At 60.4% G+C, this 22,789-nt stretch carries 23 protein-coding genes, 1 tRNA gene and 1 pseudogene; 17 read left to right on the top strand and 8 right to left on the bottom strand.

Annotated elements, in window-relative coordinates; genetic code table 11:
* Positions 1 to 392 precede the first annotated feature (392 nt).
* Together BLT00_RS26265 and BLT00_RS26260 are read left to right on the top strand one after the other, a co-directional pair.
* Positions 393 to 1,064, top strand: coding sequence for a response regulator (locus BLT00_RS26265; RefSeq protein ID WP_063322537.1), 672 nt, complete (start codon positions 393 to 395; stop codon positions 1,062 to 1,064).
* Positions 1,057 to 2,448 (top strand): sensor histidine kinase, encoded by a 1,392-nt coding sequence (locus BLT00_RS26260; protein ID WP_092148620.1) that lies wholly within the window; start codon positions 1,057 to 1,059, stop codon positions 2,446 to 2,448. Before BLT00_RS26265 ends, BLT00_RS26260 begins: the two co-directional genes overlap by 8 nt.
* Positions 2,449 to 2,630: 182 nt before the next feature.
* Here the strand turns inward: BLT00_RS26260 and BLT00_RS26255 are convergent, their stop codons facing one another.
* Positions 2,631 to 3,452: an HDOD domain-containing protein gene (locus BLT00_RS26255; RefSeq protein ID WP_092148617.1), complete on the bottom strand. Its 822-nt coding sequence runs from the start codon at positions 3,450 to 3,452 to the stop codon at positions 2,631 to 2,633.
* Between the two features lie 35 nt (positions 3,453 to 3,487).
* On the bottom strand, positions 3,488 to 4,429 hold the full coding sequence (locus tag BLT00_RS26250) for a CAF17-like 4Fe-4S cluster assembly/insertion protein YgfZ (RefSeq protein WP_092148614.1): 942 nt from the start codon (positions 4,427 to 4,429) through the stop codon (positions 3,488 to 3,490).
* A 149-nt stretch (positions 4,430 to 4,578) separates the two neighbouring features.
* Here BLT00_RS26250 and BLT00_RS26245 point away from each other — a divergent pair, with 149 nt between their 5' ends.
* Positions 4,579 to 4,833: an FAD assembly factor SdhE gene (locus BLT00_RS26245; protein ID WP_003184348.1), complete on the top strand. Its 255-nt coding sequence runs from the start codon at positions 4,579 to 4,581 to the stop codon at positions 4,831 to 4,833.
* On the top strand, positions 4,817 to 5,269 hold the full coding sequence (locus BLT00_RS26240) for a protein YgfX (RefSeq protein ID WP_092148611.1): 453 nt from the start codon (positions 4,817 to 4,819) through the stop codon (positions 5,267 to 5,269). Before BLT00_RS26245 ends, BLT00_RS26240 begins: the two co-directional genes overlap by 17 nt.
* Here the strand turns inward: BLT00_RS26240 and nadB are convergent.
* Positions 5,238 to 6,854 (bottom strand): L-aspartate oxidase, encoded by a 1,617-nt coding sequence (nadB, locus tag BLT00_RS26235; protein ID WP_063322532.1) that lies wholly within the window; start codon positions 6,852 to 6,854, stop codon positions 5,238 to 5,240. The two genes, BLT00_RS26240 and nadB, sit on opposite strands and share 32 nt — an antisense overlap.
* 559 nt (positions 6,855 to 7,413) lie before the next feature.
* On the opposite strand from nadB, the gene rpoE reads away from it, so the two are divergent.
* The 4 genes from rpoE (at position 7,414) to BLT00_RS26215 (ending at position 11,239) form a co-directional block, all read left to right on the top strand.
* Positions 7,414 to 7,995 (top strand): RNA polymerase sigma factor RpoE/AlgU, encoded by a 582-nt coding sequence (gene rpoE, locus BLT00_RS26230; protein ID WP_003172477.1) that lies wholly within the window; start codon positions 7,414 to 7,416, stop codon positions 7,993 to 7,995.
* 31 nt (positions 7,996 to 8,026) lie between these two features.
* A complete protein-coding gene (locus tag BLT00_RS26225; protein ID WP_039010798.1) occupies positions 8,027 to 8,614 on the top strand; it encodes a sigma-E factor negative regulatory protein in 588 nt (195 codons plus the stop codon).
* A gap of 12 nt (positions 8,615 to 8,626) precedes the next feature.
* Entirely contained in the window at positions 8,627 to 9,574 is a 948-nt protein-coding gene (locus tag BLT00_RS26220; protein WP_092148609.1) for a MucB/RseB C-terminal domain-containing protein, read from the top strand.
* A 234-nt stretch (positions 9,575 to 9,808) separates the two neighbouring features.
* Complete coding sequence (locus tag BLT00_RS26215) at positions 9,809 to 11,239, top strand: DegQ family serine endoprotease (RefSeq protein WP_063322530.1); 1,431 nt, start codon at positions 9,809 to 9,811, stop codon at positions 11,237 to 11,239.
* A gap of 61 nt (positions 11,240 to 11,300) precedes the next feature.
* Here the strand turns inward: BLT00_RS26215 and BLT00_RS26210 are convergent, their stop codons facing one another.
* Positions 11,301 to 12,734 carry a M48 family metalloprotease gene (locus tag BLT00_RS26210; RefSeq protein ID WP_063322529.1) on the bottom strand — a complete coding sequence of 478 codons (1,434 nt, stop codon included), beginning with the start codon at positions 12,732 to 12,734 and terminating at the stop codon, positions 11,301 to 11,303.
* A 98-nt stretch (positions 12,735 to 12,832) separates the two neighbouring features.
* On the opposite strand from BLT00_RS26210, the gene BLT00_RS26205 reads away from it, so the two are divergent.
* Positions 12,833 to 13,072: a sulfurtransferase TusA family protein gene (locus BLT00_RS26205; RefSeq protein ID WP_014337032.1), complete on the top strand. Its 240-nt coding sequence runs from the start codon at positions 12,833 to 12,835 to the stop codon at positions 13,070 to 13,072.
* Between the two features lie 29 nt (positions 13,073 to 13,101).
* A complete protein-coding gene (locus tag BLT00_RS26200) occupies positions 13,102 to 14,172 on the top strand; it encodes an AI-2E family transporter (RefSeq protein ID WP_063322528.1) in 1,071 nt (356 codons plus the stop codon).
* A gap of 125 nt (positions 14,173 to 14,297) precedes the next feature.
* Here BLT00_RS26200 and BLT00_RS26195 read toward each other — a convergent pair whose 3' ends face one another.
* Together BLT00_RS26195 and BLT00_RS26190 are read right to left on the bottom strand one after the other, a co-directional pair.
* A complete protein-coding gene (locus tag BLT00_RS26195) occupies positions 14,298 to 14,771 on the bottom strand; it encodes a peroxiredoxin (protein ID WP_092148606.1) in 474 nt (157 codons plus the stop codon).
* A gap of 10 nt (positions 14,772 to 14,781) precedes the next feature.
* Positions 14,782 to 15,342 carry a glycine cleavage system transcriptional repressor gene (locus BLT00_RS26190; RefSeq protein WP_003184325.1) on the bottom strand — a complete coding sequence of 187 codons (561 nt, stop codon included), beginning with the start codon at positions 15,340 to 15,342 and terminating at the stop codon, positions 14,782 to 14,784.
* A 315-nt stretch (positions 15,343 to 15,657) separates the two neighbouring features.
* Between BLT00_RS26190 and dapA the strand changes: the two genes are divergently transcribed.
* The 5 genes from dapA (at position 15,658) to BLT00_RS26165 (ending at position 19,346) form a co-directional block, all read left to right on the top strand.
* Positions 15,658 to 16,536 carry a 4-hydroxy-tetrahydrodipicolinate synthase gene (gene dapA, locus BLT00_RS26185; protein WP_092148603.1) on the top strand — a complete coding sequence of 293 codons (879 nt, stop codon included), beginning with the start codon at positions 15,658 to 15,660 and terminating at the stop codon, positions 16,534 to 16,536.
* A gap of 17 nt (positions 16,537 to 16,553) precedes the next feature.
* Positions 16,554 to 17,669: an outer membrane protein assembly factor BamC gene (gene bamC / locus BLT00_RS26180; protein WP_092148600.1), complete on the top strand. Its 1,116-nt coding sequence runs from the start codon at positions 16,554 to 16,556 to the stop codon at positions 17,667 to 17,669.
* A gap of 4 nt (positions 17,670 to 17,673) precedes the next feature.
* A complete protein-coding gene (locus BLT00_RS26175) occupies positions 17,674 to 18,432 on the top strand; it encodes an MBL fold metallo-hydrolase (protein ID WP_092148597.1) in 759 nt (252 codons plus the stop codon).
* Between the two features lie 27 nt (positions 18,433 to 18,459).
* Positions 18,460 to 19,173 (top strand): phosphoribosylaminoimidazolesuccinocarboxamide synthase, encoded by a 714-nt coding sequence (purC, locus tag BLT00_RS26170; protein WP_025212375.1) that lies wholly within the window; start codon positions 18,460 to 18,462, stop codon positions 19,171 to 19,173.
* An 83-nt stretch (positions 19,174 to 19,256) separates the two neighbouring features.
* A tRNA-Ser gene (locus BLT00_RS26165) sits at positions 19,257 to 19,346 on the top strand.
* Between the two features lie 240 nt (positions 19,347 to 19,586).
* Here the strand turns inward: BLT00_RS26165 and BLT00_RS26160 are convergent.
* Both BLT00_RS26160 and BLT00_RS26155 read right to left on the bottom strand, forming a co-directional pair.
* Positions 19,587 to 20,108, bottom strand: coding sequence for a hypothetical protein (locus BLT00_RS26160; protein WP_092148594.1), 522 nt, complete (start codon positions 20,106 to 20,108; stop codon positions 19,587 to 19,589).
* Positions 20,066 to 20,359 carry a type II toxin-antitoxin system TacA family antitoxin gene (locus tag BLT00_RS26155; protein WP_092148591.1) on the bottom strand — a complete coding sequence of 98 codons (294 nt, stop codon included), beginning with the start codon at positions 20,357 to 20,359 and terminating at the stop codon, positions 20,066 to 20,068. Before BLT00_RS26155 ends, BLT00_RS26160 begins: the two co-directional genes overlap by 43 nt.
* A 791-nt stretch (positions 20,360 to 21,150) precedes the next feature.
* Here BLT00_RS26155 and BLT00_RS32655 point away from each other — a divergent pair.
* Positions 21,151 to 21,927, top strand: a pseudogene (locus BLT00_RS32655) (MCP four helix bundle domain-containing protein); the annotation flags it as partial.
* A 69-nt stretch (positions 21,928 to 21,996) separates the two neighbouring features.
* Positions 21,997 to 22,785 carry a methyl-accepting chemotaxis protein gene (locus tag BLT00_RS32650; RefSeq protein WP_371856975.1) on the top strand — a complete coding sequence of 263 codons (789 nt, stop codon included), beginning with the start codon at positions 21,997 to 21,999 and terminating at the stop codon, positions 22,783 to 22,785.
* Positions 22,786 to 22,789 lie beyond the last annotated feature (4 nt).

Below are 22,789 nucleotides of genomic sequence, written 5' to 3'. Positions count from 1 at the left end.
AAAATGTGTCGTTGACAGATCCCGCCCAAGTCATCGCTGACGGGGCGCGCAGGTCATTACCGGGATTGAATGCAGGGCGACACCGCCCAAGGCGGTCTGGTTGAAGCGAGAAGGGCGAGCAGGCGCTGGGGCCTGTAGCTGCATGGACAGCATGGTGAATACTCCGCTTTTATTCTTCTTATTCAGGACGAAAATGCTTCGTGGCATTTTTCATTCGCGATCGGGCGCCGCGACGGTCAGTCGAAACTATCCGTAAAGGGACTCTAACGGCCCAACCTTTCGCTAACCTTTCAAAAGCTTTCAGCGTGTTTTTTGGCTTCACAGTGGCGGATGCGGCTGTAAACTCCGCGCCAAAGAATGGCGTCGGCCATCCCTGAATCGAGGAAAAACCCATGCGTGTTCTGCTCGTCGAAGACCATCTGCAGCTCGCCGAAAGCGTTGCCCAAGCGCTCAAGAGTGCCGGTTTGACCGTGGACGTGCTGCACGACGGCGTCGCGGCCGACCTGGCCTTGAGCAGCGAGGAATACGCCGTGGCGGTCCTGGATGTCGGGCTGCCGCGCATGGACGGCTTCGAGGTGTTGGCGCGTCTGCGGGCCCGTGGCAAGACCTTGCCGGTACTGATGCTGACCGCTCGCAGCGACGTCAAGGACCGCGTCCATGGCCTGAACCTCGGCGCCGACGATTACCTGGCCAAGCCATTCGAGCTCACTGAGCTGGAGGCCCGGGTCAAGGCACTGTTGCGCCGCAGCGTACTGGGCGGCGAGCGCCAGCAGCGCTGTGGCGGGCTGGTCTATGACCTGGACACCCGCCGGTTTACCCTCGACGATGAACTGTTGACGCTGACCTCCCGTGAGCAAGCCGTGCTGGAGGCGTTGATCGCCCGGCCGGGGCGGGTGATGAGCAAGGAGCAACTGGCGGCCCAGGTGTTCGGCCTGGACGAAGAGGCCAGCCCCGACGCCATCGAAATCTACGTTCATCGCCTACGCAAGAAACTCGATGGTCATGCGGTGGCGATCGTGACGTTCCGCGGCCTGGGCTACCTGCTGGAAAATCGCAATGCATAAGCCCGACAGCCTGCGCTGGCGGCTGCTTCGCAACCTCGCGCTGCTGCTGGTGGTATTGATGCTCGCCAGCGGCTTGAGCGCCTATTGGAACGGTCGCGAGGCTGCCGACACCGCCTACGATCGGACCCTGCTGGCTTCGGCCCGGACCATCGCTGCGGGCCTTTCGGCGCGTGACGGCAGCCTCAGTGCGGATGTGCCCTACGTGGCCCTGGATACTTTCGCCTACGACAGCGCCGGACGCATTTATTACCAGGTCAATGACATCGACAAGAAGCTGATTTCCGGCTATGAAAACCTCCCCGGTCCGCCGCCCGGCACGCCGCGCACGGACGATTACCCAGCCCTGGCGCGCTTTTACAACGCTCGCTATCAGGGCCAGAACGTGCGGGTGGTGAGCCTGCTCAAGGCCGTGAGCGAGCCGAACATGAACGGCATGGCGGAAATTCGTGTAGCGGAGACTGAAGAGGCGCGGGTCAGCATGGCCCGCGGGCTGATGGCCGACACGCTGTTGCGCCTGGGCATGCTGGCCGTGGGCGCGCTGCTGTTGGTGTGGTTTGCAGTCAGCGCGGCATTGCGCCCGTTGGAACGCTTGCGCACGGCGGTGGAAGAGCGCCAGTCGGATGACCTGCGGCCATTGCCCCTGGTGGAAGTGCAGCATGAACTCTGGCCGTTGGTGCGCGCCCTCAACCATTTCACCGAGCGTCTGCGCGGGCAATTCGAACGCCAGGCGCAATTCATTGCCGATGCCGCCCATGAATTGCGTACGCCCCTGGCTGCACTCAAGGCCCGCCTTGAGCTGGGCTTGCGAGCCAGCGAACCGGCGACCTGGCGTGAGACCCTGGAAACTGCGGCCCAAGGTACTGACCGGTTAACCCACCTGGCTAACCAATTGCTGTCCTTGGCGCGTGTGGAAAACGGCGCCCGGGCCATTGCCGAGGGCGGCGCGCAACTGCTTGATCTCAGCCAGTTGGCTCGTGAGTTGGGCATGGCCATGGCCCCGCTGGCCCATGCCCGAGGGGTGGCGCTGGCCCTGGAAGCCGACGAGCCTGTGTGGTTGCGGGGCGAGCCGACCTTGTTGAACGAGTTGTTGAGCAACCTGGTGGACAACGCCCTGGCCCATACCCCGTCGGGCGGCAATGTAATCTTGCGGGTTTCTGCGCCGGCCGTGCTGGAGGTCGAGGACGATGGCCCCGGCATTCCGCTGCACGAGCGGGATCGGGTGTTCGAGCGCTTCTATCGACGCAACCAGCAAGTGGCCGGCTCCGGCCTGGGGTTGGCGATCGTGGGTGAAATCTGCCGTGCCCACTTGGCGCAGATTACCTTGCATGATGGGCTTGAGCGGGGGTTGAAGGTGCGGGTGAGTTTTATCCCAGGTTCAGATTGAGCCAAGGCCGAACACTGTTGTGGCGAGGGGATTTATCCCCGTCGGGCGCGCAGCGCCCCAGGATTTGCTATCACTGCGGTGTGTCTGTTCGGTCGTTGGGGGCCGCTTCGCAGCCCAACGGGGATAAATCCCCTCACCACAGGTCAGCATCTGGCCCAGATTTCCTGCTTGTCAGGCTGGGCTTAATAAAACATCGACCGCGCTTCTTCGATATCCACGCAGCGGGCCTTGTTGTCCGGGTCGATCCCCAGTTTCTTGAAAGCCGGGACTGAAAACACATCAATTCGGCTGAGCGGGTGATCGGTGTCCTTGTAGCAATACAGCGCCGCGACCTGCACCAGGTCGACATAATCGATTTGCTTGGAATCCCGGGTGAAATCCAGATACAGCCCCGGCAGCTTCACCAACCGCTCCGGAAACTCCCAGACGCTAAGTAGTTTGTCCCCCAGCACCGGGTGAATCGTTTCGATGACGTGGTTGAGGCTGACCGGGTCCGACAGCAATTCATTGTTGTCTTGCGCATACGTCAGGATCGGCAACACGCCGATCTGGTGCACCAGCCCACCCAACGCGGCCTGGTCGGGCTTGAGTTGGGTGTAACCGCGACACAGCGCATAGCTGACGCCGGCGATCTCCAGGCTCTTGCGCCAGACCTCGCGCATCTTCAGTTCCACCACCTCGGAGCGGGCGTGGAAAATTTGCTCCATGACCAGGCCGATGGCCAGGTTGCTGCTGTAGTTGACGCCCAATCGAGTGATGGCCGTGTGCAGGTCGGTGACTTCCTGGGTGGCGCGCAGCAGTGGGCTGTTGACCACCTTTATCAGGCGTGCCGAGAGGGCCGTATCGCGGCCGATCACTTTGCTCAGGTTGCTGACGCTGATTTCCGGGTCTTCGGCGGCCCGGCGAATCTGCAGGGCCACTTCCGGTAATGTCGGCAGAACCAAGTCATCGTTATCGATGGCTTGCACCAAATCCCGTTGGACCTTATCCGCCAAATCGCTCATTTCGGTTCTCTAGGGTATTGCGGCAAATGCTGCGATCAGCGCTGGATTTCGCGGTCGCGATCCAGTTCGTAAGGCAGGTCCAACAGTTGAAGGCGTGGGCCTTCCAAGGCACCGAGGTGCAGATTGTCATCTTCTGCTGCTTCGGCCTGCAATACTGCCAGCAGTTCAATATTTCCTTCGCCGCGGGCGGCAATCACCACTTCGCCGATGGAACTGCCATGCGTGGGGGAGAACAGCGCTGTGCCGGGCTCCGGTAGTTCGCTGGCGTCCAGTTGCAGGCGATACAGGCGTCGCTTGAGCTTGCCCAGGTATTGCATGCGGGCGACGATTTCCTGGCCGGTGTAGCAGCCTTTCTTGAAACTCACGCCGCCGACGGCTTGCAGGTTGAGCATCTGTGGGATGAACAGTTCGCGGGTGGCCGGCATGACCTGGCCGATTCCTGCGCGGATCTGGCCCAGCAGCCAGGGGTTCAGGTCCGCTTCGGCCAGTTCTGCGCCCAGGCGGGTTCGCAGCGTCTGTGCCTGTTCGGCAGGGGCCCACAATTCGGCGCGACCGGGAGATACGCGGATGGCGATCAAGGCTTCATGGCGAGCCACGCTGTCGGTGTCGCTCGGCAGTTCGAGGCCCAGGTCGGTCAGCGCCTTGTCGGCGTTTTCCAGGCCGAAGCGAACCCAGGCCGCGCTTTCATCGGTGAGCTTGGACTTGGAGAACACGGCATATTTTTTCAAGTCGGCCAGTTGCGGTTCGAGCAACTCGGTGGCCATGGCCATCAATACACCGTCACCTTCAAGCAGAATGCGGAAACTCGATTGCATCCGGCCTTTCTGGGTGCAGCGGGCGCCGAGGCTGGCTCGTCTGTCGCTCAAGTAGTCGAGGTTGCAGGTCAATTGGCCTTGCAGGAATTTGCTGGCATCCACGCCGCGGACCGCGAGGACGCCTTCGTGGGACAGGGTGCAGAAAAAAGCGGAATCAGCCATGGGTCATCGCAGGATAAAAGGTCTGGTAGACATCATAAGGGGGCGCCCTTGAAATGGGTAGTTCACAAAGGATCGGTGGTGCCCGACCAAAGCTGTCTGTTCCACTGCGGCGGGGCCTGTATACTTGCGCTCTATTTGAGGAGCGCTCCATGGTCGAAGATGTTGAACTGAATCGCCTCTACTGGCACAGCCGCCGCGGCATGCTTGAGCTGGACGTGTTGCTGGTGCCATTCGTCAAAGAGGTCTATCCCCATCTCAATGAAGTGGACCGCGCGTGCTATGTCCGCCTGCTCGAATGCGAGGATCAGGACATGTTCGGCTGGTTCATGGAGCGCAGTGAATCCGAAGACCCTGAGTTGCAGCGCATGGTCCGGATGATTCTGGACCGTGTCCAGCCCAAGTAATCGCTTCGAATGCCGCTGGCAGGCCTCCGGGCAACTGCTGGCGGCTTATCTGCTGGCCCAGGTGTTCGCCCTGGGTTCGTTGTGCCTGTTGTCCGTCCCATCCTCGTTCGCAGCGCTTGGCATTGTATTGTGCCTGGCCCATGGTGCCTGGGTGATCCCCCGATATGTCGTGCTGACCCATCGCCGGGCTTTCTGCGGGTTGCGTCGTAATGCCGCTGGCTGGCAACTCTGGAGCCGGGCCGATGGGTGGCGGGCTGTGCAACTGCGCCCCGATAGCCTGGCGCTGCCGATGATCGTCGTGCTGCGTTTTCGCGTGCAGGGTGAACGGCGGGTCCGGTCGGTGTGTGTGCCGCGCGACGCGCTGGCGCCGGATGTTCATCGGCGCCTGCGGGTGCAGCTCAGGTTCAGTCGGCGTAGGTGGGCGGCACCAGGATAGTGTCCAGTGCCTCGGGCAGCAGGTTCGGGTAGTCGAGGGTGTAATGCAGCCCCCGGCTTTCCTTGCGTTCCATGGCCGAGCGAATCATCAGTTCGGCCACCTGGGCCAGGTTGCGCAGTTCGATCAGGTCGCGACTGACTTTATAGTTGCTGTAGAACTCGTCGATTTCATCCAGCAGCAAGCGCACCCGATGTTGTGCTCGTTGCAGGCGCTTGTTGGTGCGCACGATGCCCACGTAGTCCCACATGAATCGCCGTAGTTCGTCCCAGTTGTGCGCGATGATCACGTCTTCATCCGAATCGGTGACCTGGCTGGCGTCCCACGAGGGCAGGGCGGCTGGAACGGCAATCTGCGGCAATTGCGCCAGGATGTCTGCCGCCGCCGAGCGGGCGTAGACGAAGCATTCCAGCAGCGAGTTGCTGGCCATGCGGTTGGCGCCATGCAGGCCGGTGAAGCTGGTTTCGCCAATGGCGTACAGGCCAGGCACGTCGGTGCGGCCCTGTTGGTCGACCATCACGCCACCGCAGGTGTAATGCGCTGCCGGCACCACCGGAATCGGCTGCTTGGTGATGTCGATGGAGAACTCCAGGCAGCGTTCGTACACCGTCGGGAAGTGGCTCTTGATGAACGCTTCGGGCTTGTGGCTGATGTCCAGGTAAACGCAATCGATACCCAGGCGCTTCATTTCGTGGTCGATGGCCCGGGCGACGATGTCGCGCGGCGCCAGTTCGGCGCGCGGATCGAAGCGTTGCATGAAGCGTTCGCCGTTGGGCAGTTTCAGGTGGGCCCCTTCGCCACGCAGGGCTTCGGTGATCAGGAAACTCTTGGCCAGCGGGTGATAGAGGCAGGTGGGGTGAAACTGGTTGAACTCCAGGTTCGCCACCCGGCAACCCGAACGCCAGGCCATGGCAATGCCATCGCCGCAGGCGCCGTCGGGGTTGCTGGTATAAAGGTAGACTTTCGCTGCGCCGCCGGACGCCAGGATGACGAAGCGCGCACCGTAGGTATCGACTTCACCGGTGCCGCGATTGAGCACGTAGGCACCGAGGCAGCGATCGCCGTCCAGGCCCAGGCGTTTTTCGGTGATCAGGTCGACCGCGACGCGCTGTTCCAGCAACTCGATGTTCGGCCGCAGTCGCGCCTGGGCGAGCAGGGTCTTGAAGATCGCTGCACCGGTGGCGTCGGCCGCATGGATGATGCGTCGATGGCTGTGACCGCCTTCGCGCGTCAAGTGGAACTCGAAACCGCCGTCTTCGGTGCCCGATTGTTCGTCACGGGTAAACGGTACGCCTTGGTCGATCAGCCACTGGATGGCTTCCCTGCTGTGTTCCACGGTGAAACGCACCGCCTGTGGATTGCAAAGGCCACCACCGGCGTTGAGGGTGTCGTCGACATGGGACTCAATGGTGTCGGTATCGTCCAGTACGGCTGCGACGCCGCCCTGGGCCCAGAAGGTCGAACCGTTGGCCAGGTCGCCCTTGCTCAGTACTGCAATGCGCAAATGCGCAGGCAAAGTCAGCGCAAGGCTCAATCCGGCGGCTCCGCTGCCGATTACCAGAACATCGTGTTGAAACTGTTGGCTCATTCGAATGGTTTCCGCTCAAGGCGACCCGGGTCGGGGTTGGCGCAAGACACCGCTTCAACGGGTCAGGCAGCCACGCAGCCCACTAGTATATAGAGGGGGGGATCGGCACAATAGCCGGGCATTCATGGCAATGTGAAACCAGCGTGACGGAAAAGCGACACGCTTCGTCGGATTGCCGGTTTGGGTACAACGTCGATAAGGCCGCCGTTTCGAGGATAGAACGCTGTTTATCTCGTCACGGTTGCCTGATATTCAGTGTACAGCGCTATAGATAGCGGGAACTTTTGCCAAGCGCCTACGTTCAATAGACGGTTGTCTGCAAAAGGGAGCAGCGTCGGGTTGGTGCAAGATTTCGATTGGAGTCTCTGCCGTCAGGCCCGGTGACAGATTATTCGCGCAGCCGGGGAATCTCCTGCTGCGTTTTTCGTGCGTGCCGAGATCAGAGCGCGCCGGAAACTTGCTTGGAAGGGGGAGAACTTTTGCGAAAAGCCCGAGTCTATGTTTGCAAGCCCGGTCAATTAGTAATGCAAGCCTCCTTCGAGCTTATCGAGGAGTGTTCATGCTAACCCAGGAAGAGGATCAGCAGCTGGTCGAGCGCGTCCAACGCGGCGACAAGCGAGCTTTCGATCTGCTAGTGCTTAAATACCAGCACAAAATTCTCGGGTTGATCGTGCGTTTCGTGCACGACACCCATGAAGCGCAGGATGTCGCTCAGGAAGCCTTCATCAAGGCCTACCGCGCACTTGGTAATTTTCGCGGGGACAGCGCGTTTTATACGTGGCTTTACCGCATCGCCATCAACACGGCGAAAAACTATCTGGTTTCACGCGGCCGCCGGCCGCCGGATAGCGATGTAAGTTCTGAGGATGCCGAGTTCTATGATGGCGATCATGGCCTCAAGGATCTCGAGTCACCAGAACGTGCGTTGCTGCGGGATGAGATCGAAGGCACCGTCCATCGAACCATCCAGCAATTGCCCGAAGATTTGCGTACGGCTTTAACTTTACGCGAGTTCGACGGTCTGAGTTACGAAGACATTGCGAGCGTCATGCAATGTCCTGTAGGCACCGTGCGCTCCCGGATCTTCCGCGCCCGGGAGGCCATTGATAAAGCCCTGCAACCTTTGTTGCAGGAAAACTAGAGACAGCGGCGACAGCCAAGAGAGGAACGCCATGAGTCGTGAAGCCCTGCAGGAATCGCTGTCCGCAGTGATGGATAACGAAGCGGACGAACTGGAATTGCGTCGGGTATTGAATGCCTTCGACGATGTTGAAACCCGTGAGACCTGGGCTCGTTACCAGATCGCCCGGGCCGTGATGCACAAGGATTTGTTGCTTCCACGCCTGGACATCGCTGCGGCCGTTTCCGCTGCATTGGCTGACGAAGCCGTACCGGCTAAAGCCTCTCGCGGACCATGGCGCAGCCTGGGTCGCCTGGCAGTCGCCGCTTCGGTCACCGTGGCCGTACTGGCCGGTGTGCGCCTGTACAACCAGGATGAGATTGCCGGCGTGCAGATGGCGCAGCAATCCAACCAGCCTGGCCTGGCCGCTCCACAGGTCAAGGGCCCAGCGGTACTGGCCGGTTACAGCGAAGGCTCGGAAACCGCAGGCCCAATGGTCAATGGTGTTCTGCAAGGCCAACCTGGCTGGCATGATCAGCGTCTGCCCAACTACCTGCGTCAGCATGCTCAGCAAGCTGCCCTGAAAGGTACTGAAAGCGCACTGCCTTACGCCCGTGCAGCCAGCATGGAAAATCGTTAATAAGGAAAACCATTGCGCGCCATACCTCTATTCACGCTTCTGCTTGGTGGCTGGTGTGCGATTCCAGCCCATGCCGATGAGGCTCAGGATTGGTTGAATCGCCTGAGTCAAGCCGAGCAGCAGCAGAGCTTCCAGGGCACTTTCGTTTACGAGCGCAACGGTAGTTTTTCTACCCATAACATCTGGCATCGCGTCCAGGATGGCAAAGTCCGCGAGCGGTTACTCCAGCTCGACGGCTCGGCACAGGAAGTCCTGCGCATTGATGGGCATACTCAATGCGTCAGTGGCTCCTTGATCGCGGGGCTGGGCAATACGCCTGACGGCACCTCACGTGCGCTCGATCCGCAAAAACTCAAGAATTGGTATGACTTGGCCGTCATTGGTAAGTCGCGCGTGGCCGGGCGTCAAGCGGTCATTGTGGCGATGACGCCAAAGGACCAGCATCGCTATGGTTTTGAGCTGCACCTGGATAAAGAGACCGGCTTGCCGCTCAAGTCCCTGTTGCTCAATGACAAGGGCCAGTTGCTCGAACGTTTCCAGTTCACCCGCTTGAATGTCGCCGCGCCGACAGACGGTGATCTGCAAGCCAGCGCCGAATGCAAGGCTGTCACGCAGGATTCCGCCAAGGTCGTCGCGGTGAAAGCCGCCTGGCACTCGGACTGGCTTCCGCCTGGGTTCGAGCTGTCCAGCAGTGCCGTGCGCAAGGACCCGGACACTCAGGTCCAGGTCAACAGCTTGATGTACGACGATGGCCTGGCGCGCTTCTCGGTGTTCCTGGAGCCGTTGAACGGTGCCAACGCCACTGATACCCGTACTCAGCTCGGCCCGACGGCTGCCGTCTCCCGCAGGCTCACGACGCCCCAGGGCGAGATGATGGTCACGGTGGTCGGCGAGATTCCTATCGGTACGGCGGAACGGATTGCGCTTTCCATGCGCTCCGACGTCACGGCAACTCAATAGCCTGCTGGCTGGATGGGTGGTTCGATTGTGCGAGAGGCTGATGATGCCAGGGCTTGATCGAAATGCCGAAACTTCCTGTCAGTATTTTCATTTGCAAAAACCCAGCTTTTTTTCTATAGGTCAGAGCCGCTCGGCCCTGGCCTTGTCTGTTTCCGGAACAAAAATACCGGCGTATCTTTTCCTGGTATTCCTTGCTCCATATCGCTTAACCATGCTCGTCGTAACGGGAGCCGTATGTCGATACCACGCTTGAAAACCTATCTCTCTATCCTTGCCACCGTGCTTGTGCTCGGCCAGGCCGTTCCTGCCGTGGCGGTCGAGTTGCCCGACTTTACGCAATTGGTCGAGCAGGCGTCGCCCGCCGTAGTGAACATCAGCACGACCCAGAAACTGCCGGATCGCCGCGTGTCGGACCAGCAAATGCCAGACCTGGAAGGTTTGCCGCCGATGCTGCGTGAGTTCTTCGAACGCGGCATGCCGCAACAACCCCGTTCGCCTGGCGGTGGTCGCCAGCGCGAAGCGCAATCCCTGGGGTCGGGTTTCATTATTTCGTCTGATGGCTACATCCTGACCAACAACCATGTGATCGCCGATGCCGACGAAATCCTGGTACGCCTGGCCGATCGCAGTGAGCTCAAGGCCAAGCTGATCGGCACCGACCCGCGTTCCGACGTGGCGCTGTTGAAAATCGAAGGCAAGGATCTGCCCGTGCTCAAGCTGGGCAAATCCCAGGACCTGAAAGCCGGCCAATGGGTCGTGGCCATTGGTTCGCCGTTCGGCTTCGACCACACCGTGACCCAGGGTATTGTCAGCGCCATCGGTCGCAGCCTGCCGAACGAAAACTACGTGCCGTTCATCCAGACCGACGTGCCGATCAATCCGGGTAACTCCGGTGGCCCGCTGTTCAACCTCGCGGGTGAAGTCGTCGGCATCAACTCCCAGATCTATACCCGTTCGGGTGGTTTCATGGGCGTGTCCTTCGCGATTCCGATCGACGTTGCCATGGACGTGTCCAATCAACTGAAAAGCGAAGGCAAGGTGAGCCGCGGCTGGTTGGGCGTGGTCATTCAGGAAGTGAACAAGGATCTGGCCGAGTCGTTCGGGCTGGAAAAACCGGCCGGTGCGCTGGTGGCGCAGATCCAGGAAGGTGGCCCGGCTGCCAAGGGCGGCCTGCAAGTGGGTGACGTGATCCTGAGCATGAATGGTCAGCCGATCGTCATGTCCGCCGACCTGCCGCACTTGGTAGGTGCCCTCAAGGCCGGTGCCAAGGCCAATCTGGAAGTGATTCGTGAAGGCAAGCGCAAGAACGTCGAATTGACCGTCGGCGCCATTCCTGAAGAAGGCAAGGAGTTGGATTCGCTGCCCAAGTCTGGCGTCGAGCGCAGCAGCAACCGTCTGGGCGTGGCTGTGGCCGAGCTGACCGAAGAGCAGAAGCGCACCCTGGAGCTTCAGGGCGGTGTGGTGATCAAGGAGGTGCAGGATGGTCCTGCCGCCCTGATCGGTCTTCAGCCGGGCGATATCATTACGCACCTGAACAACCAGGCCATCGGTTCCGCCAAGGAGTTCACCGACATCGCCAAGGCGTTGCCGAAGAATCGTTCGGTCTCGATGCGGGTCCTGCGCCAGGGGCGTGCGAGCTTCATCACCTTCAAGCTGGCCGAATGACCGGTTAGCGGCTCAAAAAAACCGCCTCGATAGAGGCGGTTTTTTATTGTCTGGCAAATGCTCAGCCCATCATGTCCTTGACCATGCGTTCCTGCTCCATGAGTTCCCGCTGCCGGGCGTCGATGCGTGACGACAGGGGGAAATTGGTGCCGGCGCGCCGTTTGGCGAAGTCCAACTGCTGAATGGCCTGACGGTAGTCGCCCACCAGTGCGAAGTACTCGGCACGGGCCTGATGCAGGCCGATGATATTGCCCGACAGCCCGCGGGTCTCGGCCACCATGTACCAGACATCCGGATCGTCCGGACGGGTCTTGAGCAAGTTTTCCAGGGCCTTCTCGGCGTCGGCGGGGCGGTTCTGCTTGAGCAGCAGGTCGACGCGCACCTGGTTGAGCGGATAGTTGCCCGGGTATTGGCCCAGCATCCGGTCGACGCGGGATTGAGCGTCGGCCAGTTTGTTGCTGGTGATGTCCAGGTCCACCTGGGCGAGGTTGTAGATGATCTCGTTGGGCGATTTGGCCAGCAACGGCTTGAGGTTCTCCCGTGCTTCATTCAACTGGCCACCCTTGATCTGCGCGATCGCCAGGCCATAGCGCGCCACGTCGTTCTTCGGGTTCTCGTCCAGCTGCGCCCGGAAGCGCTTGGCGCCCAGGCCCGGGGTTTCTTCATAGATCAACTGGACCCGTGCGCGAATCAGTTGGTAGCGCACACTGTCCTCGATACCGCCCGGCTTGGCCTGTTCGGCGCGGTTGCGGGTGTCGGCGATCCGGGATTCGGTCACCGGGTGAGTCAGCAGGAATTCCGGGGGCCTGGCGTCGAACCGGTACTGGCGCATCAGGCGCTCGAACATGGTCGGCATGGACCGCGGGTCGTAGCCGGCCTTTTCAAGGTTCTGGATACCGATGCGGTCGGCTTCCTGTTCGTTCTGGCGCGAGAAACGCCGTTGTTCCTGGATGGCCGCGGCCTGGGTCCCGGCGATGGCCGCAATCCCGGCGTCACCGCCACCGGCGGCGGCAATCACGATGCCGGCCAGCAGTGCGGCCATCATTGGCACTTGCATGCGCTGCTGGGCTTCGACGCCGCGGGCGAAGTGGCGTTGTGACAAGTGCGCCAGTTCGTGGGCCATGACCGAGGCGTATTCGCCTTCGGTCTGCGCATTGAGGAACAGGCCGCCGTTGACCCCGACGATTCCTCCAGGTGCGGCGAAGGCGTTGAGCTGCGGGCTGTTGATCAGGATGAACTCCAGGCGTCGGTCGTTGACCTGGCTGGTTTCCACCAGTTTATAGACGCTGGATTCGACGTAGTCCTTGAGCTGTGGATCGTTGAGCTGTGAAACCTGGCTGCGCAGCAGGGCCAGCCAGGCGCGGCCCAGTTGGTGCTCCTGTTCTGGCGAGACGATGGCAGAACTGGCATCGCCAAGTGACGGCAGGTCGTCGGCGAAGCCCGGTGAGGCAAGCAGGCAAGCGAGCGTCAGCAGGGTGGGGCGCAGAAATGTCATGCACGAAGCCTTAGTCGACAAAGACCTTACTGTAGCCGGACACCGGGCCCGGGACCAGATATTCTAGGCCGCTCAACGATCTGCCGCGGAGTGAACCCATGACCGATGCTGTAGCCCACGATGCCGAACTGGACGCCAGCGGCCTGAACTGTCCGTTGCCGTTGCTCAAGGCCAAGCTGGAACTCAATCGCCTGGCCAGCGGCAGTGTGCTCAAGGTGATCGCCACGGATGCGGGCTCGCAACGTGATTTTCGCACCTTCGCCCGATTGGCCGGTCATACGCTGCTGCGTGAAGAAGACGATAACGGCGTCTACCGTTACTGGCTGAAAAAGGCCTGAAAACCCACAGCGTCTCTTAAGGATTTTTAATGTTCAAAGTGTTACGCGACTGGATCCAGCGCTACTTCTCCGATGAAGAAGCTGTGGTCCTGGCGGTGCTGCTGTTCCTGGCCTTTGCCGCCGTGCTCACCCTGGGCGGCATGCTCGCGCCGGTGCTGGCGGGGATGGTGCTGGCGTACCTGATGCAAGGTTTGGTCACGACTTTGGAGCGCTTGCGGTTGCCGGGTGCGGTGGCGGTGGGCTTGGTGTTCGCCCTGTTCATGGGCTTGTTGTTGGTGTTCATAATCGTGATCGTGCCGCTGCTCTGGCACCAGTTGGTGACGCTCTTCAACGAGTTGCCGGGGATGCTTGCCAAATGGCAGTCCGTGCTGTTGCTGTTGCCCGAGCGTTATCCGCATCTGGTGTCCGACGAGCAGGTGTTGCAAGCCATTGAAGTCGTGCGCGGCCAGATCGGCAAGTTCGGCCAATGGGCGCTGACGTTTTCGCTGTCCAGCCTGCCGCTTCTGGTCAACATCATGATCTACCTGGTGCTGGTGCCGATCCTGGTGTTCTTCTTCCTCAAGGACCGGGAAATGATCGGTCGTTGGGTCCGAGGCTACCTGCCGCGTGAGCGGGCGCTGATTACCCGAGTGGCTCAGGAGATGAATCGGCAGATCGCCAATTACATTCGCGGAAAAGTCATCGAGATTTTCATCTGCGGCGGCGTGACCTATATCGGTTTCGTGACCATGGGGCTCAATTACGCCGCCCTGCTGGCGCTGCTGGTGGGCATTTCAGTGGTGGTGCCTTACGTTGGCACCGTGGTGGTGACCGTGCCGGTGGCCTTGATTGCGCTGTTCCAGTGGGGCTGGAGCGATCAGTTCATCTACCTGATGGCGGTCTACGGGATTATCCAGACGCTGGACGGCAACGTGCTGGTCCCGCTGCTGTTCTCCGAGGCGGTGAACCTGCACCCGGTGGCGATCATCTGTGCGGTGCTGTTGTTTGGCGGGCTGTGGGGGTTCTGGGGTGTGTTCTTCGCGATCCCCCTGGCGACCCTGTTCAAGGCGGTGCTGGATGCGTGGCCGAGCAAGGAGCCGGTTGTCGCGCCGTTGTTGTAGCTGATCCATCGGTTGGGGCTGATGGCCTCATCGCGAGCAAGCTCGCTCCCACAGGGTTCTATTGAACATCACAGATCCCATGTGGGAGCTTGCTCGCGATGGCGCCAGTACAGGCAGCGAGAATTTCAGCCCTTGTCGAGGGCCTGAGCCGCCGCCAACACCGCATCCACATGCCCCGGCACCTTCACGCCACGCCATTCCTGGCGCAGCACGCCGTTCTTGTCGATCAGGAAGGTGCTGCGATCAACGCCCAGGTATTCCTTGCCATAGAGTTTTTTCAGCTTGATCACGTCGAACAGCTGGCAGACGGCCTCGTCCTTGTCGCTGATCAGCTCGAACGGGAACTCCTGCTTGCACTTGAAATTCTCGTGGGACTTGAGGCTGTCCCGGGAGACGCCGAACACTTCGGTGTTGGCGGCCTGGAACTGCGCATACTGGTCCCGAAAACCCTGGCCTTCGGTGGTGCAGCCCGGGGTGCTGTCCTTGGGGTAGAAGTAGATCACCACCTGTTTGCCCTTGAGGGCGGCGAGGCTGATGGTCTGTCCGCTGGTGGCGGGTGCCTGGAAATCGCTAACCGGCTGGTCGACTGCAACGGCCATGAACGCTTCCTTACATTGGGTTTTGTGGGCGCCACGGTTCGATCAGGGCATCGAGGTTCATCGCATCGGCGAAATCCAGGAACTGATCGCGCAGCCAACTGATCTGGGTGCCGGCCGGCAGGGTCACGGTGAACGTGGCATTGAGCATGGTGCCGCCGGTCTGCGGGGCCTGGTAGGTGTCGCAGGTCAGGTTTTCCAGCTCGACGTGATGGTCCATGAAGAACTGGCACAGCTCGTTGATGATGTCCGGACGGTAGGCCGAGCTCACATAGGCCACGTAGGGCAGGGCCTGGGGACGGTTCTCCAGCGCGGCGCTACGCACCACGTTGACGGTGAAGGCATGCTTCTTGGCCAGCACCGGCAGGCTGCCTTCCAGGCGAGCCAGGGCGTCCCAGCTGCCGGAGATCTCGAGCACGAGCGCACTGCATTCGCCGTGACGGGTCAGACGTGAGGTCACGACGGCGCAGCGATTTTCATGGCTGGCGCGGCACAGGACGTTAGTCAGCTCCATGGGGTTGGCGCCAAGGGCACTGATAACAAGGAATTGTTCGCGGACTGTGGGGGTGGACATGCAGCATTCCTAAAGCGATGAGCGGTCGGTACTTTTGCCGCTCGATACAGCGCCAGGCCCGGAAAAACGAACGGCTCAAGCCTTGTGCCCGGGGTTGCGCTGCATTCCACGACAGCTGGAACGCACCGGGACAAACCCGGGATCGGGGCTTGCGGCGACGAAAACGGAGGCTGGAAACCGGCATATGAGCTTGTCGGTACCGATCAAAGCCTGAAGGGTAGCGAAAACCATCGCCAAGGGGAATGGTAGTTCGCTTGTACAAGCATCTTGGCGCCAGTACCATTACCGCTCTCTTTTTCCGGCAGGAGCGGTTTCATGATTGCGGGCAGTATGGTGGCACTGGTCACACCCATGGATGCACAAGGGCATCTTGACTGGGCCAGCCTCAGCAAACTCGTGGACTTCCACCTTGAGAACGGCACCCATGCCATTGTCGCTGTCGGTACCACCGGCGAGTCGGCAACCCTCGACGTCAATGAGCACATCGAAGTCATCCGTGCCGTGGTCAAGCAGGTCAACGGTCGCATCCCCGTCATCGCCGGCACCGGCGCCAACTCGACCCGCGAGGCCGTCGAGCTGACCCGCAACGCCAAGGAAGCCGGTGCCGACGCTTGCCTGCTGGTCGTTCCGTACTACAACAAGCCGACCCAGGAAGGCTTGTACCAGCACTTCAAGCACATTGCCGAAGCCGTCGATATCCCGCAGATCCTCTATAACGTTCCCGGCCGCACCTCCTGCGACATGCAGGCCGAGACCGTGATCCGCCTGTCCACCGTGCCGAACATCATCGGCATCAAGGAAGCCACCGGCGACATGAAGCGCGCCAAGGCCATCCTCGATGGCGTGAGCAAGGACTTCATCGTGCTGTCCGGTGATGATCCGACAGCGGTCGAGCTGATCCTGCTGGGCGGCAAGGGCAACATCTCCGTCACCGCCAACGTTGCTCCGCGCGAAATGGCCGACCTGTGCGAGGCCGCGCTCAAGGGCGACGCCGAGACTGCGCGGGCAATCAACGCAAAACTGATGCCGTTGCACAAGGACCTGTTCATCGAGGCCAACCCGATTCCGGTGAAGTGGGCCTTGGTTGAAATGGGCCTGATGCACGAAGGCATCCGCCTGCCACTGACCTGGCTGAGCACCCCCTGTCACGAACCGCTGCGGCAGGCCATGCGCCGGTCCGGCGTCCTGGTTTAATTGAGGAAGTACAACGCATGAAGCGAATGGCCGGACTTTCCGCACTTGCCTTGATTATCTCCAGCACCAGCGGCTGCGGATGGATCTGGGGACCGGAAGGTTACTTCCGCGACCGTGGTAGCGATTACCTGCAGGCGCAACAGACTGCACCGATGCAACTGCCGCAAGACGTCAGCGTCGCCAAGCGCCTTGATCCGCTGCTGCCGATCCCGCGCAACGTCGCCGACGACAGCGTCAAGGGCGAATACATCGTCCCACGTCCACAGCCGCTGTCGGCCGTGGCCGATGCCAGCGACTACACCCTGCAGAAGAGCGGCGACTCCAGCTGGGTCATGGGCCAGCATCCACCGGCCGAAGTCTGGCCAGTGGCGATCCAGTTCTTCCAGGACAACGGTTTCCGCCTGGACGAACAGCGCCCACAAACTGGCGAATTCACCACCACCTGGCAGCGCTCCGATGAACTGTCTGCTGCCATGGCCAAGCGCATGAGCGCCGCCGGTGTCGCGGCCGACAGCGAAACCCGCGTGCGGGTGCGTATCGAGCCGGGCGTGCAGCGCAACACCAGTGAGGTCTATGTGGTCAGCGCCGAGCGACCTGCCGGCAGCACCGCCGACGTGGCCTTCACCAACCGCTCGGTCAATACCGGCCTCGACGCTGCGCTGGTGGACGACATGCTCGCCAGCATGAGTCGTAACGCGGAGCAGGGCGGTTCGGTCTCGATGCTGGCGTCCAAGGAGTTCGATGCGCCGAGTCGCGTCAGCCTGAGCGAAGACGGCAGCGGCAACCCGGTGCTCAACGTCGGCTCCGACCTGGACCGTGCCTGGTCGAGCGTTGGTCGCGCGCTGGAGCAGGGCGAGTGGCGCGTTGAAGACATCAACCGCAGCCTGGGCCTGTACTACATCAACCTCGCTGAAAAGGCCGAGAAGAAAGACGAGAAGCCTGGCTTCTTCAGTGGCCTGTTCGGCAGCAAGCCGGACAAGGAAGAAATCGAGGCGCGCGCCGAGCGTTATCAGGTTCGCCTGAGCAAGGTCGGCGACAACGTCCAGGTCACTGTCGAGAAGAACATCAATACCGTGGCGCCGGCTGATGTGGCCCGCAAGGTGTTGGGCGTGATTCAGGACAACCTGGGCTGATCCGATGCGTTTTTCCGTTCTCGGCAGCGGTAGCCAAGGGAACGGCACGCTGGTAGCCAGCGCCGGCACGTATGTGTTGGTCGATTGTGGTTTCTCCCTGCGGGAAACCGAGAAGCGCCTGTTGCGCCTGGGTGTGCACCCGGCGCAACTGAGCGCGATACTCGTGACCCACGAACATGCCGACCACGTGCATGGCGTGGGTTTGCTGTCTCGGCGCTACAATCTGCCGGTGTACCTGAGCCGTGGGACACTGGCAGGCCTGCGCAAGCCCATCGAGCCGGCCGGCTTCGTGGTCGGTGGCGAGCAACTGCGCATCGGTTGCCTGGATATCAGCGTGGTCAGCGTGGCGCACGATGCCCGGGAACCGACGCAATATGTGTTCAGCGACGGCGAGCGGCGCTTTGGGCTGTTGACCGACCTGGGGTCGTATTGCGACAGGGTGATGGACAGTTATCGGGACCTCGATGCGTTGATGATCGAGTCCAACCACTGCCGCGACATGTTGGCGCGTGGTTACTACCCGTACTTCCTCAAGCAGCGGGTAGGCGGGGAACACGGGCATTTGAACAACCACCAGGCAGCGTTCCTGGTGGCCGAGTTGGGCTGGCAAGGCCTGCAACACCTGGTCCTGGCCCATCTGAGCAGCAAGAACAACCTGCCGCAGCTGGCCCGGCAATGTTTTGTCGACACCCTCGGGTGCGACCCGGACTGGCTGCAACTGGCCGATCAAGATTCAGGGCTCGACTGGCGACATATCGCCTAGCCCACTACTTAGCAAGCGGAGCCCATCATGGAAAAACGTGAAGAACTCTACCGCGGCAAAGCCAAGTCGGTTTACAAGACCGACGACGCTGACCGCTTGATCCTGCTGTTTCGCAACGACACCTCGGCGTTCGACGGCAAGCGCATCGAACAGCTGGACCGCAAGGGCATGGTGAACAACAAGTTCAACGCCTTCATCATGCAGAAGCTCGAAGCCGCCGGCGTGCCGACCCAGTTCGACAAGCTGCTGGGCGACAACGAATGCCTGGTCAAGAAGCTGGACATGATCCCGGTCGAATGCGTCGTGCGTAACTACGCCGCCGGCAGCCTGGTCAAGCGCCTGGGCGTGGAAGAGGGCATGAAGCTCAACCCCTACACCTTCGAGCTGTTCCTGAAGGACGACGCCAAGGGCGACCCGTTCATCAACGAATCCCACGTCGTGGCATTCGGTTGGGGCACCGCCGAGCAACTGGCCCGCATGAAGGAGTTGTCCCTCAAGGTCAACGAAGTGCTGACCAAGCTGTTCGACGACGCCGGCCTGCTGCTGGTGGACTTCAAGCTTGAATTCGGCGTGTTCAGCGACGGCTCCATCGTCCTGGGCGACGAGTTCAGCCCGGACGGCTGCCGCCTCTGGGACAAGGACACCAAGAAGAAGATGGACAAGGACCGCTTCCGCCAGGGCCTCGGTGACGTCATCGAAGCCTACGAAGAAGTCGCCCAGCGTCTGGGTGTGCCGCTGTAATCGACGCAAGCATCTGATAGCACGGAAAAAATTTCGCTCGGGGGTTCGCTTCCGGCGAATGTGCTGGTATGATGCGCGCCACTGGAGAGATGCCGGAGTGGCCGAACGGGACGGATTCGAAATCCGTTGTACTGGCGACAGTACCTAGGGTTCAAATCCCTATCTCTCCGCCATTATTGAATACGACTAAGCCCCTGAAATGGTTGAACATTTCAGGGGCTTTTTCGTTTCTGGCGTTTGGTCCGGGGCATGACTGGAACCCATCGGGAAAACGGGGACAGGCCCTGTTTCGCTTGGACAGCATGAGCAATTCGCAAAAGCGCCGATCCCCGGCACTCTGATGCGGTGCGGATGAACATGCTAAGCCGTCGATATACTGTGGACCTTGGGATGGGGCGTGGTCCGTCAAAAAGCTATAGGAGTGGCAACATCAGCGTAATAGGTGAAAGCCCTGGGCACGGTATAAATCCTGCGTGCTTGGCATAAAAGTCCGACAGACGCTGGTCAAGCGGGTGGACAATCATTGCAGTAGAGCCGATGGCTTCAGACGCGATAATTGCTCGTTCAACCGCATCTTGAAGCAAGCCGATAGCGAAGCCCCGGCCTTGTGCTGCCTCAGTGACGCCCATGCGTCCCAACAAGGTCACTGGGTGCACACTTGGGGAATTGCGCTGACGGCTTTTCGGAACGACATTCTCCCGAGCAATCGATCCACTCGACAGTGTGTAATAGCCCATGACGACCAACGTGTTCTTGCGACAGACAACGTACACAACGGCTTGCTTGGCGGCTTGGGCTTCACGCGCCGTTTTTTGAAGATAATCGTTGATCGACGCTACGCCTGAATCGAATTCGTCCAGGATGTGGTCGTCGTTCAGCTTTTCTGGAGCCCTCAGCTCCACGGTTTGGGCCTTTCGAGAAGTTGAAGCAGACATTTGTTACCTTGAATCGGATTGGCTTCCAAGGCCTGTTCAAATGCGTCAAATGCAACGTCATCGAGAAGGAACAGCCGCTTATCAAGGATGACTTCCTCTGCTTTCTGACAAGCAGCTTCCAAGATAAAGCTGGTTCGATCACGACCAGACAGGGCAGCTGCCAAATCGATCAGGTTCCGTTTTTTTTCATCCGCCCTCATGTTGATGGGGACGGGCTTGGATCTTTCGATTTTTTCAATATTTACGGTCATGTTGATTCCCGCCTTGGAGGTGCCTCGGTGCTTCGCTTAATGTGATCAGTCGTTGGAAAGATCTATCGATTTAGATTCGATGCCGTTGAGTCGGCTTCGTGGTTAACACTATATCAGCGTGTAGCTATTGTCTATACGCGTGTATCGTTTGGCTATACGGGCTGCGCCGCTGGCAACCCCGTCAAACCCGCTCCGCGACCCGCGTATCAACGGGCGTTCCGGGCACTGAAAGCCTTCGCAAGGGTGGTCGCATCCAGTCCGAGACCCCCCACCATTTTCAACCGCTCGATGCGGCTCAGCCATCTGATCCCATCCGTTCGGGTGAGCGACGAAAGTGGTACAGCCCATAGCGATCTGGGTGCCGGCTTTGTTTGCCAATAGAGTATTGGCAGCCCAGGCATTCGCGGGCCGAGACCATTGGATCGAGTGAGACGCGGGAGGTATTGCGTCCGCCAAGCGCTAGACTCTGTACGAATCCCGAGGAACCCCGATCGTCGCCAAACCCAAGCCGCTCTTACGAACGACGCTTGGACTATAGAGCCCTTCTGGAAAAATCATCAATCAGATGATGAGTCAGAAAACTCCCTAAATTATGTGGGCGGGAAGTGTCAGAAAACTCCCGCAGCTATTGCCTCCCCCCGCCTTTTTTTATCCCGCCAACTCCCCTCAGTGACCTGCATAACCCCGGTGTCTGCCAGACCCGAAGCTTTGTAACAATTGGACTAATGGTCTATAGCTCAAGGCATGGCTGCCGATAGGTAGGTTAATCCCCATGAAAGGAGTGACACCCCATGCTGCGGTTTTTTGCCGATCTGGGCTTTCGCTGGAAAATCACCCTTCCGATCGCATTCCTGGCTGTGTTGCTGGTGCTGATGGGGTGGGCGGGCATGCGCGGTATCGGTCAGGTGACTGAATCCAGTACGCATTTGACCAAGCGTTATCTGCCGGCGATCAGCCTGCTGCTCAACGCCGACCGTGATCTTTATCAGGCTTTCGTCGCCGAGCGCAGCCTGTTGGATGCTCATGCAAACGAGCATTTGAAAGCGCTGAGCACCAGTCATGGCGAGAATGCGAAGCAGGCTTATGACCGCGTGCAGAAATATGCCGCGATGCAGCCCGGTGCCGAGGCGCAGGCGTTGGTCAGTCAGTTCAATGACAGCTTCGGGAAATGGATGCAGGTGTCGCGGCGGGTCCTCGAACTGTCTGTAGGCGATCCGCAGGGCGCCAGTGCCCTGAGTTTTGGTGACAGTGAGCGCCTCTTCGAAACCATGCGCGACTCTATCGACAAGCTGGGTGAGCTAGAGGATGCGGCGTCGCATCGCGAAGGCGACGCAGCGATTGAAAACGGTGAGACGGTCGGCGTGCATCAAGGCGTGATTCTGCTGGTCGGCTTGCTTGGTTGCATCCTGGTGCTTGTCGTTCTGCCACTTGTGGTGCTGAGCCCTATGCGTCGACTGCTGCACCGCGTCGAGCAGATTGCCGAGGGCGGCGGCGATCTGAAAGGGCGTCTGGAGGTACGCTCGGCCGATGAGTTGGGCCAGCTCGGCAGCGCCTTCAACCGCTTTCTCGACAAGTTGCAGCCGTTGATCGCCGAGGTTGGACGGGTGACAGGTGAAGTAGATTCCGCCGCCCGCGCCATGGCCGATATGGCCGCGACGAATGACCGGTTGATCAGCAGCGAACATGCGGCGCTCGATCAGGTCAGCACCGCTGCGACCCAGATGAGCGCAGCGGTGCATGAAGTCGCGCATAACGCGGCGAACGCCTCGGGCGCCGCGCAACAGGCGAGCAGCCAGTCTCGTGACGGTGCCGAGGTGGTCAGCAGTACCATCGAATCGATCCGTCAGTTGGCCCAGGAAGTGGAGAGCGCTTCGGGCACGATCGAGGCATTGGCCCAGGAAACCTCCAGTATTGGCGCCGTGCTCGAGGTGATCCGTGGCATTGCCGAACAGACCAACCTGTTGGCGCTGAACGCTGCCATCGAAGCCGCGCGGGCCGGTGAGCAGGGCCGTGGTTTTGCCGTGGTGGCCGATGAAGTGAGGGCGCTTGCGGCGCGCACACAGGATTCGACCAAGGACATTCAGGTTCGCATCGAGCGGTTGCAGAGCGGTGTCGCCAAGGCTGTACAAGCCATGCACGTGGGCAGCACCAAGGCCCGCGATAGCGTCGAACGTGCCGCGGGTGTCGATCAGGTGCTTAGCGGTACCGGCGGTTCGATCCAGCAGATCAATGACATGGCCGCGCAAATCGCCAGCGCTTGCGAGGAGCAAAGCAGCGTCACCGAAGAGATCGCCCGCAACATCTCCGATATCCGCGACTTGTCCAACGAAGCGGCAGCGAACTCTGCCCAGAGCATGCAGGCCAGCCAACAGCTTTCCAGCCTGTCGAGAAACCTGGCAGAACTGACTGGCCGTTTCCGCACCTGACGCA

This window comes from Pseudomonas sp. NFACC51 (assembly GCF_900103575.1).
In the GTDB taxonomy this organism is placed as follows: domain Bacteria; phylum Pseudomonadota; class Gammaproteobacteria; order Pseudomonadales; family Pseudomonadaceae; genus Aquipseudomonas; species Aquipseudomonas fluorescens_Q.
The sequence above is the reverse complement of the archived record's forward strand: the minus strand, read 5'-3'. Positions and strand labels throughout refer to the sequence as shown.

What these genes read in the sequence shown, in the direction of transcription:
- BLT00_RS26190 (WP_003184325.1), bottom strand. Translation starts at nt 15,342, where the DNA reads ATGTCCACCCCCACAGTCCGCGAACAATTCCTTGTTATCAGTGCCCTT.
- BLT00_RS26195 (WP_092148606.1), bottom strand. Translation starts at nt 14,771, where the DNA reads ATGGCCGTTGCAGTCGACCAGCCGGTTAGCGATTTCCAGGCACCCGCC.
- BLT00_RS26255 (WP_092148617.1), bottom strand. Translation starts at nt 3,452, where the DNA reads ATGAGCGATTTGGCGGATAAGGTCCAACGGGATTTGGTGCAAGCCATC.
- nadB (WP_063322532.1), bottom strand. Translation starts at nt 6,854, where the DNA reads ATGAGCCAACAGTTTCAACACGATGTTCTGGTAATCGGCAGCGGAGCC.
- rpoE (WP_003172477.1), top strand. Translation starts at nt 7,414, where the DNA reads ATGCTAACCCAGGAAGAGGATCAGCAGCTGGTCGAGCGCGTCCAACGC.
- purC (WP_025212375.1), top strand. Translation starts at nt 18,460, where the DNA reads ATGGAAAAACGTGAAGAACTCTACCGCGGCAAAGCCAAGTCGGTTTAC.
- BLT00_RS26215 (WP_063322530.1), top strand. Translation starts at nt 9,809, where the DNA reads ATGTCGATACCACGCTTGAAAACCTATCTCTCTATCCTTGCCACCGTG.
- BLT00_RS26225 (WP_039010798.1), top strand. Translation starts at nt 8,027, where the DNA reads ATGAGTCGTGAAGCCCTGCAGGAATCGCTGTCCGCAGTGATGGATAAC.
- BLT00_RS26265 (WP_063322537.1), top strand. Translation starts at nt 393, where the DNA reads ATGCGTGTTCTGCTCGTCGAAGACCATCTGCAGCTCGCCGAAAGCGTT.
- BLT00_RS26200 (WP_063322528.1), top strand. Translation starts at nt 13,102, where the DNA reads ATGTTCAAAGTGTTACGCGACTGGATCCAGCGCTACTTCTCCGATGAA.
- BLT00_RS26205 (WP_014337032.1), top strand. Translation starts at nt 12,833, where the DNA reads ATGACCGATGCTGTAGCCCACGATGCCGAACTGGACGCCAGCGGCCTG.
- bamC (WP_092148600.1), top strand. Translation starts at nt 16,554, where the DNA reads ATGAAGCGAATGGCCGGACTTTCCGCACTTGCCTTGATTATCTCCAGC.
- BLT00_RS26160 (WP_092148594.1), bottom strand. Translation starts at nt 20,108, where the DNA reads ATGTCTGCTTCAACTTCTCGAAAGGCCCAAACCGTGGAGCTGAGGGCT.
- BLT00_RS26210 (WP_063322529.1), bottom strand. Translation starts at nt 12,734, where the DNA reads ATGACATTTCTGCGCCCCACCCTGCTGACGCTCGCTTGCCTGCTTGCC.
- dapA (WP_092148603.1), top strand. Translation starts at nt 15,658, where the DNA reads ATGATTGCGGGCAGTATGGTGGCACTGGTCACACCCATGGATGCACAA.
- BLT00_RS26155 (WP_092148591.1), bottom strand. Translation starts at nt 20,359, where the DNA reads ATGACCGTAAATATTGAAAAAATCGAAAGATCCAAGCCCGTCCCCATC.
- BLT00_RS26245 (WP_003184348.1), top strand. Translation starts at nt 4,579, where the DNA reads ATGGTCGAAGATGTTGAACTGAATCGCCTCTACTGGCACAGCCGCCGC.
- BLT00_RS26175 (WP_092148597.1), top strand. Translation starts at nt 17,674, where the DNA reads ATGCGTTTTTCCGTTCTCGGCAGCGGTAGCCAAGGGAACGGCACGCTG.
- BLT00_RS32650 (WP_371856975.1), top strand. Translation starts at nt 21,997, where the DNA reads ATGGCCGATATGGCCGCGACGAATGACCGGTTGATCAGCAGCGAACAT.
- BLT00_RS26260 (WP_092148620.1), top strand. Translation starts at nt 1,057, where the DNA reads ATGCATAAGCCCGACAGCCTGCGCTGGCGGCTGCTTCGCAACCTCGCG.
- BLT00_RS26250 (WP_092148614.1), bottom strand. Translation starts at nt 4,429, where the DNA reads ATGGCTGATTCCGCTTTTTTCTGCACCCTGTCCCACGAAGGCGTCCTC.